The sequence below is a fragment of the Hymenobacter sp. GOD-10R genome, assembly GCF_035609205.1.
Classification (GTDB): domain Bacteria; phylum Bacteroidota; class Bacteroidia; order Cytophagales; family Hymenobacteraceae; genus Hymenobacter.
Genome location: NZ_CP141184.1, coordinates 2,964,794 through 2,979,913, shown reverse-complemented (window position 1 = coordinate 2,979,913; position 15,120 = coordinate 2,964,794). Strand labels below are relative to the sequence as shown.

The 15,120-nt window shown below is 52.3% G+C and carries 15 protein-coding genes; 4 read left to right on the top strand and 11 right to left on the bottom strand.

The genetic code is table 11. The features are described from left to right. Positions 1-95: 95 nt before the first annotated feature. A complete protein-coding gene (locus tag SD425_RS11985) occupies positions 96-1,178 on the top strand; it encodes an acyltransferase (protein WP_324678826.1) in 1,083 nt (360 codons plus the stop codon). Between the two features lie 24 nt (positions 1,179-1,202). Here SD425_RS11985 and SD425_RS11980 read toward each other — a convergent pair whose 3' ends face one another. From SD425_RS11980 to SD425_RS11965, 4 genes are all read right to left on the bottom strand, one after another. Continuing rightward, positions 1,203-3,287, bottom strand: coding sequence for a beta-galactosidase (locus SD425_RS11980; protein ID WP_324678824.1), 2,085 nt, complete (start codon positions 3,285-3,287; stop codon positions 1,203-1,205). Between the two features lie 301 nt (positions 3,288-3,588). Continuing rightward, complete coding sequence (locus SD425_RS11975) at positions 3,589-3,948, bottom strand: MmcQ/YjbR family DNA-binding protein (RefSeq protein ID WP_324678822.1); 360 nt, start codon at positions 3,946-3,948, stop codon at positions 3,589-3,591. A 12-nt stretch (positions 3,949-3,960) separates the two neighbouring features. Then, positions 3,961-4,137 (bottom strand): DUF6728 family protein, encoded by a 177-nt coding sequence (locus tag SD425_RS11970; RefSeq protein ID WP_179197637.1) that lies wholly within the window; start codon positions 4,135-4,137, stop codon positions 3,961-3,963. A gap of 300 nt (positions 4,138-4,437) precedes the next feature. Further along, positions 4,438-6,204, bottom strand: coding sequence for a long-chain fatty acid--CoA ligase (locus tag SD425_RS11965; RefSeq protein WP_324678818.1), 1,767 nt, complete (start codon positions 6,202-6,204; stop codon positions 4,438-4,440). 245 nt (positions 6,205-6,449) lie between these two features. Here SD425_RS11965 and SD425_RS11960 point away from each other — a divergent pair, with 245 nt between their 5' ends. Continuing rightward, positions 6,450-6,905: a nuclear transport factor 2 family protein gene (locus SD425_RS11960; RefSeq protein ID WP_324678816.1), complete on the top strand. Its 456-nt coding sequence runs from the start codon at positions 6,450-6,452 to the stop codon at positions 6,903-6,905. Between the two features lie 12 nt (positions 6,906-6,917). On the opposite strand, the gene SD425_RS11955 is transcribed toward SD425_RS11960, so the two are convergent. The 5 genes from SD425_RS11955 to ispG all read right to left on the bottom strand — a co-directional run bounded on the left by SD425_RS11955 (position 6,918) and on the right by ispG (position 11,308). After that, on the bottom strand, positions 6,918-7,238 hold the full coding sequence (locus tag SD425_RS11955) for a DUF6984 family protein (protein ID WP_324678814.1): 321 nt from the start codon (positions 7,236-7,238) through the stop codon (positions 6,918-6,920). A gap of 197 nt (positions 7,239-7,435) precedes the next feature. Continuing rightward, entirely contained in the window at positions 7,436-8,098 is a 663-nt protein-coding gene (locus SD425_RS11950) for an NAD-dependent epimerase/dehydratase family protein (RefSeq protein WP_324678812.1), read from the bottom strand. Between the two features lie 466 nt (positions 8,099-8,564). Continuing rightward, the gene (locus SD425_RS11945) at positions 8,565-8,912 is read right to left on the bottom strand and encodes a DUF6678 family protein (protein ID WP_324678810.1); all 348 of its coding nucleotides are present in this window, start codon (positions 8,910-8,912) and stop codon (positions 8,565-8,567) included. Positions 8,913-8,941: 29 nt separating this feature from the next. Beyond that, positions 8,942-9,241, bottom strand: coding sequence for a hypothetical protein (locus SD425_RS11940; protein ID WP_324678808.1), 300 nt, complete (start codon positions 9,239-9,241; stop codon positions 8,942-8,944). A 78-nt stretch (positions 9,242-9,319) separates the two neighbouring features. Then, a complete protein-coding gene (ispG, locus tag SD425_RS11935; protein ID WP_324678806.1) occupies positions 9,320-11,308 on the bottom strand; it encodes a (E)-4-hydroxy-3-methylbut-2-enyl-diphosphate synthase in 1,989 nt (662 codons plus the stop codon). A gap of 368 nt (positions 11,309-11,676) precedes the next feature. Here ispG and SD425_RS11930 point away from each other — a divergent pair, with 368 nt between their 5' ends. Continuing rightward, a complete protein-coding gene (locus SD425_RS11930; protein ID WP_324678804.1) occupies positions 11,677-12,864 on the top strand; it encodes a lactonase family protein in 1,188 nt (395 codons plus the stop codon). Positions 12,865-12,968: 104 nt separating this feature from the next. Here SD425_RS11930 and SD425_RS11925 read toward each other — a convergent pair whose 3' ends face one another. Further along, positions 12,969-13,940, bottom strand: a complete 972-nt coding sequence (locus SD425_RS11925; protein ID WP_324678802.1) for an NAD(P)H-quinone oxidoreductase — start codon at positions 13,938-13,940, stop codon at positions 12,969-12,971. Between the two features lie 30 nt (positions 13,941-13,970). Beyond that, positions 13,971-14,360 (bottom strand): DoxX family protein, encoded by a 390-nt coding sequence (locus tag SD425_RS11920; protein ID WP_324678799.1) that lies wholly within the window; start codon positions 14,358-14,360, stop codon positions 13,971-13,973. A 145-nt stretch (positions 14,361-14,505) separates the two neighbouring features. Between SD425_RS11920 and SD425_RS11915 the strand changes: the two genes are divergently transcribed. Beyond that, positions 14,506-15,018: a hypothetical protein gene (locus tag SD425_RS11915; protein WP_324678797.1), complete on the top strand. Its 513-nt coding sequence runs from the start codon at positions 14,506-14,508 to the stop codon at positions 15,016-15,018. The last annotated feature ends 102 nt before the right edge of the window (positions 15,019-15,120 follow it).

Genomic DNA, 15,120 nt, shown 5'->3' with positions numbered 1-15,120 from the left:
AGCGGGGTAGTCGAGCTTTTTGTTTTTAGTTGATTTAATACTTACTACCTCGATCTGATAGTACGTCTATAGTCGTATTTCCTCTCCCATCACTTATGCCGCCTTCTTCCCAACCGGCTACTTTCCCCTATCGACCGGAACTCGATTCATTTCGCGCTATTGCCGTCTTGCTAGTGATTGTACAACACTGGCGACCTAGCTTAACAGGCCAGCTAGACACTGGCACTATTGGGGTAACTGGCTTTTTCGTATTAAGTGGCTTTCTCATAACTACTATTCTGAGTCGTGAGCGTCAAATTAATACGTTTCAAAAAAGTATTAAAGCATTTTACCTCCGTCGTACGTTCCGGATTATTCCGGCTTACTATGTAGCTGTTCTCACCGCTTGGCTACTTAACCTGAGCTATGTGCGGGGTAAATTACCTTGGTTCTTATTACAAGGAACTAACTTTCTGTTCTTTCACGAACAAGCCTGGGGAGAGGGTACCGGTCATTTTTGGACATTAGCCGTGGAGGAGCAATTTTACGTGGTATGGCCTCTGGTGATTTTGCTCACGCCGCGGCGTTATCTCACAGGGCTATTAAGCGGTCTTATTGTACTAGGCCCTTTGCTCCGGTGGCTGCTCGTTTCTTATAGTGGCACATCATACGCGTTGGTTCTTCTGCCAGCTTCTATCGACTTGTTTGCCAGCGGCGCCTTGCTCAGCTTTGTGTCAACCAGTTTGCGTTTACCACCTCTTTATTTATTGACTATCAGCATAATACTTTCTCTACTGTATCTCGTTCTCGCTTTTTCAACTTATTCACTTAATGCAGTTGCATTGAGTCCTAGCCTCCTGGCTTTAGCCTCAGCAGCACTGCTGGGAACTTTACTTACCATGCAGACAAGCAAGCTGCAAAGATTCGTAGCGTCGCCGGTACTGGTTTTTCTGGGCCGTATTAGTTACTCCCTATATCTCTACCACCTATTCCTGCCAGTTATACTGCACCGCATACTACATCACGTGGGGTTGCGTGTAGCCAATGGCATGCGATACTCCAGTGTTATAGCTTGGGAACATTCACCTGCCGCACTGGTCACTATGCTTATAGGGTTGCTACTGATAGCTACCTTATCATGGCGGCTGATTGAGCAACCACTCAAGAAGTTGGGGCGACACCTAGCCTCTGCGAACTAGGATAGAGCATGCTATGCTGCTAATCTACTCCGTCCAAACGGTGACCCCAGGGCTAGGTAGCACCTTTTCACCCACCAGAATTTTGCTGGTCACTGGCAATGGCAGCGTATACGGCTTAGAAGAATAATTGACGGCCACCCAAAAACCATCGCGATATTCTACGTTGATGCCTGCTGGGTAATCAGTGGTCTGAATACCAATGCCTTGATACACTTTTTGCAGCACTGCTTTCTCCAACTCTCCGCTGTTGGTATCGACGCCGATGTAGGTGACGGTGCCTTTGCCTTGCTTAGCTTGGGAAACGGCGGCGCTACCGTTGTAAAACTGGTTTGTATAGGTAGCTAGTACCTGCGTGCTAGGGTTAGGCTGCAGCACGTCACCCCAGTTGTTCCACTTGTACGAGTTGCCAGCGAAGGACACCTCCCCTTCGGTAGTGGGCATCATCAGATCGAAAAACGCTACATCTCCGCCGATTAGCTCGGAGATTGGCTCGGCCCACTTCGCTTGCCACAAGTGGCCGTTCTTGTCTTTATGCCCCGTGCGGCAGCTTATCACGACCTGACCGCCCTGGTCCGCATACTGCCGGATCTTGGCTATCAGTTCTTTATCAACCAACTGATACGCAGGCACAATCAGCACTTTGTAAGCCGACCAATCCGATTGCTCCGTCACGAAGTCAACCGGTGCGCCGAGGGACTTGATTGCTTTGAAGTACTTCGTGACATGGTCGTAGGGCTGCCACTGCGAGGTTTGCCGCTGAATATTCTGGTCCCAGAAGTTCTCGATGCTCATCAGAAGGGCCGTGCGACGATTGGTATAGCTGGCAGGCGGCGCTAGGTTCGGCTTATACTGCTTGCGCAGTTCTTTCACCTCCCGGATGTACTTAGAAAACTCCAGGCCGCCGCGGGTAGGCGTCACACCATCGGTGTTCACGATGCCATAGTGGTAGAGTTCCGAGCCATAGATCGGCTGCCGAAAACGGTAGGTGCAGTTCAGCGTAGTACCGCCCATGAACGTGTGCCACAGCCACATATGCACTGCACCTGGCTCAGGCTGCGGGTTGATACTGCCCCAATTTACTTGCCCCGGCTGCAACTCCATCACGCCGTACACACCGCGCACCGTGCGGTAATAATCGTTCATAAAGGCCAGCGTAGCCATCGAGCCCACCCGAAAGCCTTTGTCACCGAGCATTTCGCCGGTGCCATGCACGGGATAGTTGGTGTAGCACGTAAAATCCAGATTATTGGTGCGTTGCGGATCGTAGCCCGGGTCGTCGCGCAGGCTGGTGTAGTTGGTCATAATCCACTGCTCTTTGCCGATGTACTTGCGCAGCGTCTGGGCCTGAAAGTCGAGGAAGGCGGCCAACTGGTCGGCGGAGAAGCGGCGCGAATCGAGCACGGCGTGCGGGCTAGGTCCGTACTGCAAGCGAGAATTTGGAAGGCGAACCTGGTTGAAGTCGTTATAGACCATGCTCCAGAACTTCGTACCCCAGGCATCATTCAGAGCACTGATAGTAACGTACTTCTTCTTAAGCCACTCCTTGAATTTTTTCTCGGAGACGGGGCTATAGTCCACGGAGCGAGCGGGTTCATTGTCGAGTTGCCAGCCCATTACGCGGGCATCCTGGCCGTAGCGCTTGCCTAGCTCCGCTACAATTTGCGCCGTGTATTTTCGGTACACGTCGCTGGATGTCGAGTAATTATCGCGCGAGCCGTGAAAAGCCGTTTGGCCTTCGCTGTTGCGGATAAAAATCTCCGGGTGCTTTTGCGTGAGCCACACGGGCGGCGTAGAAGTCGGCGTGCACATAATGACCTTCAGCTTATACTTGCCCGCCAGGTCCACCACTTTATCCAACCACCGAAAGTCGTACTTGCCTTTTTGTGGCTCCATAAACACCCAAGCAAACTCGCCCACGTGGATGTACTCAAAACCTAGGTCGGCAATCTTCTTAATATCTCGCTCCCACTGGCTTTCGTCCCAATGCTCGGGGTAGTAATACACGCCAATCTGCGTTAGCAATTCCTTCGGGAAGAAGCGCTGCGGCGATTGAGCAACCCCTAACACCGAAAGGCAACATAGCCACAGCACGAGTAAGCCTTTCTTCATAAATACCGAGGAGATAAAGTGTGGTTCCACACCAAGCGTTACCTACCTAGGTAGGCAAGCACTTGATGATCAAAAATGGCTGCATTTTTAAGAACCCCGGCACTTTGGGCAGAAATCGGCTGCTTAGCTAGGCTTTACGCTCCACATGTTCATCTCCTCACACACCTCGCATCACTGTGAATCGAACAACATCAGCAATGCCCGAGATACAAGTAAGCATCTCTGCATCAGCCGAAAACAAAATCAGGACTGGCGTGGGCCAGTCCTGATCAGTAATGCAGTCTATTCTAATACCGTTGAGCTACTCCGATGCTTCCAGGAGCGTGGTCCGCTGAGCCTTCGGCAGCGAAGCTAGCACGAGGTCGTATGAATGGTCGACCCACTCACGGAGTTGTCGATTAGTGACACCGGTGCCAATGAGCACGGTGTTCCAGTGTTTTTTATTCATGTGAAAACCTGGTAGCACGTAGTCGAACTCCTCGCGGAGTTGGACGGCGCGCTCTGGGTCACACTTCAGGTTGATGCTCGCGTAGGTGTTAACATCCGTGAGCAAGAAGATTTTACCTCCTACTCGGAACACGAGCGTATTATCACCGAAGGGCATGTCTTCTGTCACACCAACTTTTAGCAGGCAGTAATCACGCAGATCTTCGATGTTCATTTTCAGCAGAAATTAGCGCGTAAACAAGCGGTACAGCATCACCAGCAGACACACCAAGAACATGCTCATCGAGAGCTTGTTGATGAAGTGCATAGTCCGCAGGTTGAAATTAGTTTTGCGGTTCGGGTCGTGCTTGCGAAAGAAGTAGCCAAACACTTCACCGAGATTAAACAAGTTGCGGCCGTTCATGTCGTCGTCTTTTAGTACGCATTAATAACACCGGTCAGGCCGGAAAGATTTGCCAGAAAGATAAATAGATAGAAGAATTTAGCGGCTATTTCTTAGCTTTTTTGCGGCCACAACTAGGTCTAAAACAAAGCTAAAAAGCTAGCTCCCCTCCTTCTTTAAGGAGGGGCTAGGGGTGGTCAGCTAAAGCTAGAAAACTAAAGCTAGCTTCTGGATACTAGGATCATTCAACGATTGAAACCACCCCCAACCCCCTCCTTAAAAAAGGAGGGGAGCTAGCTTCTAACTTCAACCTAGCACTACTTAGCTATACAGCGCCTCGATGCGCGGCAAATTGTTGGCGGTGATTACCTTCCGCTTCACTTTCATGGTAGGGGTCAGCTCGCCGGTTTCTACGCTCCAAGAGGTAGGCAATAGCACTACTTTTTTAACCTGCTCCCAGTTGGCAAAGCTAGCATTGTACTGGTGCACCAAGCCTTCATAAAGCTTCTGCACTTGCGCGTGGGCCGTTAGGGCCGCATCAGAAAGGTTGGTGGGTAGACCGTGACTTTGCGCCCAGGCACGCAACTCAGCAAACGCGGGCACGAGCAGCGCAGAAGGAAATTTCTGGTTCTCTCCTACCACCATCACCTGCTCAATCAGCGGCGACTCCGAAAGCTTGGCTTCAATGACTTGCGGGGCGATGTACTTACCGCCCGAGGTCTTGAACATCTCCTTCTTACGGTCGGTGATTTTCAGGAAGCGGCCTTGCATAAACTCGCCAATGTCGCCAGTGTGAAACCAGCCTTCGGCGTCAATGGCTTCGGCGGTAAGATCGGGGCGGTTGTAGTAGCCTTTCATCACCGAGGCCGAGCGGGTCAAGATTTCACCGTCTGGCACGATTTTCACCTCAACGTGAGGCAACACCGGTCCTACGGTACCAATCATATTATTCTCCGGCTCGGGGCGACAGGCCGCAATAACAGGCGACGTTTCGGTGAGGCCGTAGCCTTCCATCACCCGCACGCCCGCGGCCCATAACACCCGCGCTAGGCGCGGCTGCAACGCGCCACCACCGGATACAATGAACTCAACTTTTCCACCCATGGCTTCGCGCCATTTACTGAAAATGAGCTTATTGGCTAAGGCTAGCTGCTTGTTATAGAAGAAACCTAGGTTCTTTTGGGTATCGTATTTCAGACCTAGGTTCAAGGCCCAGAAGAACAGGCTCTTCTTCACACCCGTTAGCTTCGAGCCAGTGGCCACAATCTTGTCGTAGATCTTCTCCAGCAGGCGCGGCACGGTGGTGAACACCTGGGGCTGCACCTCACGCAGGTTGTCGGCGATGCGCTCCATGCCCTCGGCGTAGTAGATCGAGAAGCCGAGCATGAGGTAGAGAAAGGTGGCCGTACGTTCGAAAATGTGCGACAACGGCAGGAAGCTGAGCGCTTTTGCTTGTTCGGGCAATGGCAGATAGCTGGTTAGGTCGCGGCAGTTACTCAGCACGTTCTCGTGCGAGAGCATCACGCCTTTAGGCCGGCCGGTGGTGCCGGAGGTGTAGATGAGTGTGAGCAAGTCATCGGGCTGCACAGCGGCTTTTTCTGCCTCCAGCTCCTCCATGCTACCTAGTTTCCCCATCGACAGCAGCTCCCCGAAGTGGCGCGAACCCACAACCTTCTCGAAGGTAAAAATGTGCTCGGGAGCTTCGGCGAGGTCGGCGGTGGCCTCGTGCACGCGGGCCAGCAGCTTTTGGTCAGACACCAGCACCACCTTCACGTCAGCATCAGTGAAGATGTGGCGGTAGTCTTCCACGGTGATGGTGGGGTACATGGGCACGCTTACGGCCCCTAGCTGCGCGATACCAAAATCGGCTAGCATCCACTCGGGGCGGTTGGCCGAGATGATAGCGACTTTGTCGCCAGGCTCCACACCGAGTTGGCGCAAACCTAGGCTCACGAGGTCAGCTTGCTCTTGTACCTGCTGTGCGCTCAGCGGCTGCCATTTACCGTTTATTTTGGCAACCAGGCAGTTAGCTTGCGGTGCGCGGGTAGTAAGGTGCGTTAGTATGTCGAACGTGCGACGAATTTTCATGGATGGTACGAGCAAGGGCCGAAACAGAAACTAACAACAGTACAGCTTCCGATCCACAAACTTACTTCCTAGCGTTTTGCTCTCGGAAACCAGCACATAATTTTACCGTTGTGCTCGTGTAGTCTGTAGCGTGAAGCTCCGGCTTCGCGCGTCGTTGAACGACTCACGTCAGCACACAGCTTACTGATTATCGTTCAACGATACGCGAAGCCGGAGCTTCGCGCTACATTCTTTCTTCCTAAATTATGAAGACGTTATTGTCGCTGTTACTATTCGGCGTTAGCACCACCGCTTTCGCCCAGCAACCCGCCGCCGAAACAGAAGCTATTAAAAAGACTGTTACTACCTTCTTCGATGGTATGCGGCGGGGTGATAGTACCCTCGTGCGCAGCACCCTAGCTCCGGGTGTGGTCCTGCACACCATCAGCAACCGGAATGGTAATACGCAGCTCGGCGTCGAAAAAACCAACGATTTCCTAAAAGCCGTCGGCACACCGCACACCGAGGTCTGGGATGAGCGCATCACCTTCGAGCGGGTGCTTATCGACGCCAACCTAGCCAGCGTCTGGACGCCGTACCAGTTCTACCTGGGCAGCAAGTTCAGCCACTGCGGCTACGACTCGTTTCAACTGGTGAAGTACACCGACGGCTGGAAGATCGTGCACATCATTGATACACGCCGCAAGGAGAAGTGCCAATAGTGCGAAGCTAGGTCAGAAAAGCGGAATTCGCTTCAGGGGCGAATAGTCCGTTTTCCAGCTATCTAATTCATATAGTGCCCCTTCCTGATCTAGGTAAAGAGACACCAGCACCGGCACGCCATCCTCGTCCAGGAACTGCAGTTCAGCAATCTTTTGTCCTAAGCGCTGCTCGTCTTTTCTGCTCACAAACCGTAAGCTACCCATGCCGCCGTCGGCTAGTTCTTCCACTTCTGCAATGGGCAGCCAAGCCAAAAACTTCTCTGCGGCCGGTTTGTCGCGCAACAGGAAGAGGATCAAGCTTAACTCTGGCAGTGTCAGCAAACGCCGTTTCATACCAAATATAAAAGGCTAGCGAAGGATTAGCCTAGGTATACGTCCGCGCTGAAAATAGTAGCAAGCTTTAGATAAAGGCCGTCATGCTGAGCTTGCCGAAGCATCTCTACTGCTTCGTTGCTGACGTTAGAAGTTAGCATTGCGGTAGAGATGCTTCGGCAAGCTCAGCATGACGGCCTTTTATTTTGTACAGACTTTCAGGCTTTTGCCAGCGCTACTATATCTGGCACTTCCAACACCGATTTCGAGTAGCCCTCGCGCACGACGTTAATCATGGCCAAACCTAGCTCTTGCAGCGTGGAAACGTACTGCGGCGTGAACCTGCGAAGTATTGGATAGAGCCAGTTGGTGTATTTATACATGGGTAACACGTTCTTCAAGCCCGGTGTTGCCTTCATGAAGCCGGGCCGAAACATGTACGCTTGGCGAAAACCTAGGCCCAGCAGTTTATTCTCCGTTTGCCCTTTCACGCGGGCCCACATGCTACGGCCGTGGCCAGTGCTATCGGTGCCGGCACCCGATACGTAGCAGAACGTGAGGTCGGGGTTGCGGGGCAGCAGCGTTTCGGCGAAGTGCAGCGTCAGGTCGTAAGTCAGGCGGCGGTACTCCGGCTGCTTCATCCCCACCGATGACACGCCTAGGCAGAAAAAGCAGGCGTTATAGCCGGTAAGCTGGTCTTGAATGGGCGACAGATCCTGAAAGTCGCTGTGCACGATTTCGCGCAGCTTTGGGTGCGTCACGCCGCTCGGTTTGCGGCTGACGGATAGCACCTGTTCCACATCAGGGTGGTTCAGGCATTCGTGCAGCACGCCCTCTCCCACCATGCCGGTCGCGCCGGTTACAATAGCTTTGATCTTCATGGTATGGTAGACGAATGAGGGGGCGTTATGTTTTAAGCTTCTACAGCTTTCTATTTATTACTTGAATAGTAAACTTTGCACAGTTTATCGTTAGTGTACCTAAATGATCGATATCTAATGACAGGTGCAAATTCCTTGTCTCAGACTTGGGTTTATCACAGTACTTAAACTCGTCTATCCTATAACTGAAGGTTTCACGTTGTGTTTTATCCAAATCATCAGCAATCCGCTTCTGATATTTCCCAACCTCTTTGATATTTATAATACCTGAAATAGTCAGTTGCCGCCAGACAATCGTTGGACTATCTACTAACTTATCCCAAATGAGTATTATCAGGCGGCCACGTATAGAATTGAAATTAAAACATTCAACAATATTATCATGTAAGTTATAAGAAAGAACAGGTATACTCATAGCAAAAGCGTCTTATTCTATATAAATCATACCAGACAGTAGTACTATTTGCTATGATATATTCTTTATAAATATTCGAAATACACCATCAACTATAACATATTCCAAACCCACTTCTTCTAAAGAAGAAGACAAAGAATCTTGATGATCAATAATCTTAGGCTTTACTAATCTTCCAATATGCTTTACCTCAATTGGGTCAATATCTAACCATTCTATTTCACCAACATGGACAGGACCATTGATTTCAAGATAATTCATACTTGGGAACCCTACCATCCCTCCCCATCTTTCAGGCTCTGAATTATCAATTACTTTAAGCCTAACAGAACAATTAGTCTTAACAATCAAATCACTTACCTTCTTCAGTGTCTCTATTGACTTATACTTGTCTTCCATACTTTCTAAAAATCAACTGGTAATTTGCGCTAATCACCAAACGCCAGTACTCCAGCTTTTGCATCAACAGCTTTTTGCAGAATAGCAGCAAACTCCTTTTCTTCTTTCTGCAAAGCCGCTGATTTAGGTCTTTGTTGTAACTTCAAAAGTATACGAGCTATAATCTCGCTTCCCCAACGAAAATCGCTATAATAATCAAACCAAGGCTCGATTATACCTTCCTTTCGTAATTCATAGAATAACTCATCCTCAATACCACCGATATATTCTAAATTAAAGTTCCGATTTGGTCTAGGTTGACTATCGTCAATTAGAAAGAAGTCAAGCATACTGCAACCTTAATAAGTAAAAATGGGATTGAACATATGCGCTCAATCCCATTATACCTGGTACTTTCTAAGAAGCATCTACGCTCCTACAGGCTCTTCCAACTTCACCGGCTCGATCCATTTACCATCCTCGCGCATCAGCTCGATTAAGTCATCCACAGCTTGTGCTTCGGGGACGGACTTCTTGATGACTTCCTGGCCGCGGTAGAGGGCGATTTTGCCTTTGCCCACACCCACGTAGCCGTAGTCGGCGTCGGCCATTTCGCCGGGGCCGTTCACGATGCAGCCCATGATGCCGATTTTGACGCCTTTCAGGTGGTCGGTGCGCTTGCGGATCATGGCGGTGGTTTCCTGGAGGTCGAATAGGGTACGGCCGCAGCTTGGGCAGCTGATGTACTCGGTCTTGCTCATGCGCGTGCGGGCGGCTTGCAAGATGCCGAAGCTGAGCTGATTGAGCTGGTCGAGGGTGGTGAGCCACTCGTCTTTGCTGCGCTCGGGGAGCAATTCGGTGCTTAGCACCACACCGTCGCCGAGGCCGTCGAGGAGCAGGCCGCCCACGTCGGTAGCGGCGTAGAGCTGGGTCTGCTCGTCTTTTAGCGCCGGGTACTCGCGCTTGATAATCACCGGGCAGGTCACGCCGGCGTTGAGCAGCTCGAAAAACGCCCGCCGGATTTCGGGCATGGCGTGGGCGTTGTCGGTGTGCAGAACCACCACGGCGGTACTGTCGGCGCGCAGCTGATCTAAGGCGGCAGGCGTGAGCGAACCTAGGGTGTGAAACACAAAGTTCAGCTGCGGGTGGCGAGCAGCAGCTACGGCGTACTCAGCCGGCGTGAGGGCCGGGAAGTGCTCGGCGCGCTGACCAGCATCAAGCCAAGCACTGTAATCCACGATTTCCTTGAGGCCATTGGGCAGCATAAACGGTACGGGGCGCTGACCGCTGTAGAGGTAGTCGGCCCCTAGGTCGTTCATCTGAAACTTGTCCAGAAAGGCCGAATACAAGTGCCCCGCGCAACGCAGATCGGCGTACTCCACCGAGGGCAGGCGCGACAAATCGACAATGACGCGCGGTACGTTTTGCCCACCTAGGTTCAGCACCTCGCGGGTGTAACGACGGAAATACTGGAACGGGTCAATTGGCTCCTGCCCAACTACGGGCGCAATCGGCTTGGCTTCGGCGGCGCGGTTGGTGTAGCGGTCAATCAGCATCTTGGCTACGGGTGCTTCGGCCTCTGGTGCTTCGGTGAGCGACACGCGCACGGTGTCGCCAATGCCGTCTTCCAGCAGCGTACCGATGCCCACGGCGCTCTTGATGCGGCCATCCTCGGCCTCGCCAGCTTCTGTGACACCTAGGTGCAAGGGGTACGGTTGCAGGCCTTCTTCATCGAGCTTTTGCACGAGCAAGCGGTAGGCTTGCACCATCACCTGGGTGTTGCTAGCCTTCATGCTCAGCACCACATCGTAGTAATTTTCTTCCTCGCACAGGCGCAAAAACTCCAGGGCCGACTCTACCATGCCCAGCGGCGTATCGCCGTAGCGCGACAAAATTCGGTCGGACAACGAGCCGTGGTTTGTGCCGATGCGCATGGCCGTGCCGTACTGCTTGCAGATCTGCACCAGCGGCCGGAACCGCTCCCGGATGCGCTCTACCTCAGCGGCGTAGGTAGCATCGGTGTATTCAATGATATCGAACTTCTTCTTGTCGGCGTAGTTGCCGGGGTTCACGCGCACTTTTTCCACGATGCGCGCGGCCAGCTCGGCGGCGTTAGGCGTAAAGTGAATGTCGGCGATGAGTGGCACGTTGCAGCCCCGCTTGCGCAGTTCCTTCTTGATTTCGAGCAGGTTTTGCGCCTCCTTCACGCTAGGCGCCGTGATGCGCACGTATTCGCAACCAGCTTCGACCATGCGCAAGGTTTGCTCCACCGAACCTAGGGTGTCCATCGTATCCACGGTGGTCATGCTCTGCACCCGAATCGGGTTGAGGCCGCCCATGGGCACGTCGCCGATTTTCACTTCACGGCTGAGGCGGCGTTTGTACTCGGTGAGGCTAGGGCAATACGTCTTGTTCATATCCTAAAAACCAGCGGCAGTGGGCTAAAGTTGCGGTTAGAAGCAAAGGTACAAGGATTAGGCCGCAGCTACATGCGCGGCCGCGTGAAGCTTGTACTTCGCGCCTCCTTGCACGCAGCAAGTCCGCCGGTCTGACGTCCTAGGTGTCCTACCAGTTATCGGCTGTTGATAGCTGTTCAAGCTAGGTGCACGAAGGTTGTTCCAACCACTTGTCCTGGCGACAACCAATAGGACGCCCAGGGCAGCCGGCCCGCACACGTCGGCAACGATACCAACCGCATAGCTGAGGCCGTTATACCGGAGTACACCTTCCTAAAAAGCTCTAGCTATATTGCCAGACCTTACTCACTCTATCGTTCTTCTTTCGTATGAGCCACCACTCCCATTCGCGCCGCAGCTTTCTGAAAATCACCGGCCTAGGTTTAGCAACGCTGCCGTTCGCCGCTCAGGCGGCTGCGTTGGCGCGAAAAGAGCAAACTTACCTGGTGTACGTTGGCACTTTCGCCCAACCCGACGCTGAAAGTATTTTCCTCTACCGCCTTGATGCTACCACAGGCACTCTCACGCGTGTAGGAGCCACCAAGGCCGGAGCCAACCCAACGTATTTTACGCTTGACCCAAAACAGCAGTTTCTATATACCGTCAACGAAACGAACGAATACAAAGGTGACAAAAGCGGCTCTGTTCGCGCGTATGCTATCAATAAGAAAACGGGCGGTTTGACGCTGCTCAACGAGCAATCGTCCTTCGGACCAGGCCCGTGCTACATTAGTCTCGACCACACGAACAAAGAGGTATTGGTTGCCAACTACGCTGGGGGCAGCATCTGTGCTCTACCAGTGCAGGCCAACGGTCAGCTTGGCGCTCCTTCCGCTACTGTACAACACACCGGCTCCGGTCCGCACAAAAACCAGAACGTACCCCACGCGCACTGCTTCTTTGCCGACCCCAACAACAAGTTTGGCCTAGCCGTCGACCTAGGTATTGACAAGGTGCTGGCGTACCCGTTAGACCCCGCAAACGGCAAATTCTCGACGAATGCCACCACGGCATTTACCACTGCACCGGGCGCTGGGCCGCGGCACCTTACTTTCCACTCTAATAATCGCTGGGCTTACCTCATCAACGAGCTTAACTCCACGGTAACCGCTCTGGCGTACGATGCGACTAAAGGAACCTTCGTCGAACTGCAAACTTTGTCGGCGCTGCCAGCTGGTTATACTGGCGAGAGCTACTGCGCGGATATCCACGTTTCACCCAACGGCAAGTTTCTCTACGGGTCGAATCGGGGTCACAACAGCATTGTGGTCTACGCCATTGACCAGCGTAGTGGCAAGCTCACTCTCGTACAACACGCTGATACGCAAGGCAAATACCCTCGTAACTTCACTCTCGACCCCAGCGGCCGCATTGCCTTAGTAGGTAATCAGAACACGAATAACATCACCACCTACCGCGTCGACAGTCAAACAGGAAAGCTCACGCCAACAGGCGTTAATGTGGAGCTACCAGCGCCAGTTTGCCTGAAGGTCATTCCCGATTTTTTGGTAAGCTAGCAGTATGGATGTAGCGCGAAGCTCCTGCTTCGCGTCTTGGTGGACGATAGCACCTAGGTTGCACGTTCAACGAGGCGCGAAGCAGGAGCTTCGCGCTACATTCGTTATTCAATTCGGAGCATGATCTTACCGATATGGGCACTGCTCTCCATTAGGTGGTGTGCTTCGGCCGCTTCGCTTAGCGGAAACACTTTGTAAATCATCGGTTTAAACTTGCCTGCGGCTAGCAGCGGCCACACCTGTTTTTCAATGTCAGCGGCTAGCTCAGCTTTGAAGTCGGCGCTGCGTGGACGCAGAGTACTTCCGCTGATGGTAAGGCGGCGCGCCATGATGTCCAGCACGTTGATGTCAGCAGTAGGACCTTGCATAGCGTTGATGAACTCCAGGCGCCCATCTGGCCGGAGCAGACGAATGTTCTTGGCGATATAGTCGCCACCTATCATATCTAAAATAACGTCAACACCTTCACCTTTCAGCTCGGCTTCAAAGTCTTGCGTTTTGTAGTTGATGCAGCGCGTGGCACCTAGCTCCTCGCAGGCACGGCATTTCTCGTCGCCACCCGCCGTAGAAAATACCTTAGCCCCCAAAGCAACGGCTAATTGAATAGCCGTGATACCAATGCCGCTGCTGCCACCGTGCACCAGAAAATTTTCGCCGCTGGTGAGCTGTCCTTTTTGAAATACGTTGTGCCACACAGTAAATACGGTTTCAGGTAAGGAAGCCGCTTCCTCAAAGCTCCATCCCGCGGGCACGGGCAAACAGTGGCGGGCATCAACTACGGCATATTCGGCGTAGCCACCTTCAGCAACAAGCGCGCATACGGCATCATTTGGTTGCCAACGAGTTACTTCCGCCCCAACCTCCACAACTTCACCTGCAATTTCCAACCCGAGCACCATGCCCGGCTGGGTGGGGGCACCTCCATACTTACCCTTGCGCAAAAAAACGTCTGGCCGGTTCACACCAGCCGCGTGCACTCTGACCAGGACTTGGTTAGCCGCAGGGCTAGGTATCGGCTTCTCCTGTACACGCAATACTTCTGGTCCGCCAGGCTCCGTTACTACAATTACCTTCATAAAGCAGGTATAAACCGAATAAATAAGTCTTTATACGATTGGGGTCGGCACATAGAAGACACCCGTCTGCTTCGTGTACTGCTTAGCCCACCAGATAAGAACAAACTGTAATGGAATTCGCAGGATATGTATCCATAAGTTGGGACTTTGGGTTTGCCACGCATCTACCAACAGCTGAATATGCACTGGCAGAAAAACGATGAGCATCAGGATGATCAGGCTAGCGGCAAGACGGCGGGTAGCAATTGGCAGCAGAAACAGGCCTAGCACTACCTCGCAAATACCACTCAGCAACACCAATGAGCCGTGCCAGGGCAGCCACGAGGGCATGATTGCTTCGTAGAAGGAAGGATGTACAAAGTGATTAATACCGGTCGCGATGTAAAGCAGCGACATTAAGCAGAGAAGGAGCTGTTTCATGAAGCAGTATGGTTTAGTAAAAATACGCTCCTCTGTTATGGCGGGTTGGCGTTCTAATATATTTTCATAAATAGACAACTAGAGTTATTTCACGTTTGTACACAGCAGTAGCGGCCAGCTGACGCTTTTCACCGCTTCTTTTTCTATGAAAAAGCCTGTTTTTCCTCCTGCCGTACGCAATGCATTTCGCAGCACAGGTTTGGCTGCTTGGCAAACGGGGCACCTGTTCCGTAAAGCGGCCCAAAATGCCTTAGAAGCCGTGCAAGAAGTACTGCGTGCTGAAGTGCAAAAGGGTAACGCACAACTAGTGGCTGATTTTCTTTCCAACAAAGCGCTGCCTACCGTGAAAGCACTGCTGCTTGAGCGCATGGCGGCCCGTTTGCTGGTGCGCATTGGTCTGCGCGGAGCACTGGCTTCTAACATCATAGGTTGGATTCTGCCCTTTGCGTTAGAAGCATTAGTGAGAGCCGGTCACAAAACTGGCTTCTTTGATAAACTCAAAGCAAACCCCACCGTCGCTGAGCTACTGCATCGCCTCGATGAGCTCAAACAAACAGCTTGGCACACCATGGCGCCTGATGCTGCCAGCAGTGCTGAGCTGCTGACCGATGACACACCAATGCAAGCCTTACCCAGTAACACAGTAGCATCTGCCTAGCTTAGGTAAGTAAAGCACAAAAAAAGCCGTCCCACCCGGAACGGCTTTTTCGCGTCTCGACACGCGGAGAAAATTCCCACCCAACTCCGGGTCGAGCCCGTC

Coding starts and splice junctions, on each gene's coding strand:
- SD425_RS11985 (WP_324678826.1), top strand. CDS start 96: ATGCCGCCTTCTTCCCAACCGGCTACTTTCCCCTATCGACCGGAACTC.
- SD425_RS11980 (WP_324678824.1), bottom strand. CDS start 3,287: ATGAAGAAAGGCTTACTCGTGCTGTGGCTATGTTGCCTTTCGGTGTTA.
- SD425_RS11975 (WP_324678822.1), bottom strand. CDS start 3,948: ATGAACATCGAAGATCTGCGTGATTACTGCCTGCTAAAAGTTGGTGTG.
- SD425_RS11970 (WP_179197637.1), bottom strand. CDS start 4,137: ATGAACGGCCGCAACTTGTTTAATCTCGGTGAAGTGTTTGGCTACTTC.
- SD425_RS11965 (WP_324678818.1), bottom strand. CDS start 6,204: ATGAAAATTCGTCGCACGTTCGACATACTAACGCACCTTACTACCCGC.
- SD425_RS11960 (WP_324678816.1), top strand. CDS start 6,450: ATGAAGACGTTATTGTCGCTGTTACTATTCGGCGTTAGCACCACCGCT.
- SD425_RS11955 (WP_324678814.1), bottom strand. CDS start 7,238: ATGAAACGGCGTTTGCTGACACTGCCAGAGTTAAGCTTGATCCTCTTC.
- SD425_RS11950 (WP_324678812.1), bottom strand. CDS start 8,098: ATGAAGATCAAAGCTATTGTAACCGGCGCGACCGGCATGGTGGGAGAG.
- SD425_RS11945 (WP_324678810.1), bottom strand. CDS start 8,912: ATGGAAGACAAGTATAAGTCAATAGAGACACTGAAGAAGGTAAGTGAT.
- SD425_RS11940 (WP_324678808.1), bottom strand. CDS start 9,241: ATGCTTGACTTCTTTCTAATTGACGATAGTCAACCTAGACCAAATCGG.
- ispG (WP_324678806.1), bottom strand. CDS start 11,308: ATGAACAAGACGTATTGCCCTAGCCTCACCGAGTACAAACGCCGCCTC.
- SD425_RS11930 (WP_324678804.1), top strand. CDS start 11,677: ATGAGCCACCACTCCCATTCGCGCCGCAGCTTTCTGAAAATCACCGGC.
- SD425_RS11925 (WP_324678802.1), bottom strand. CDS start 13,940: ATGAAGGTAATTGTAGTAACGGAGCCTGGCGGACCAGAAGTATTGCGT.
- SD425_RS11920 (WP_324678799.1), bottom strand. CDS start 14,360: ATGAAACAGCTCCTTCTCTGCTTAATGTCGCTGCTTTACATCGCGACC.
- SD425_RS11915 (WP_324678797.1), top strand. CDS start 14,506: ATGAAAAAGCCTGTTTTTCCTCCTGCCGTACGCAATGCATTTCGCAGC.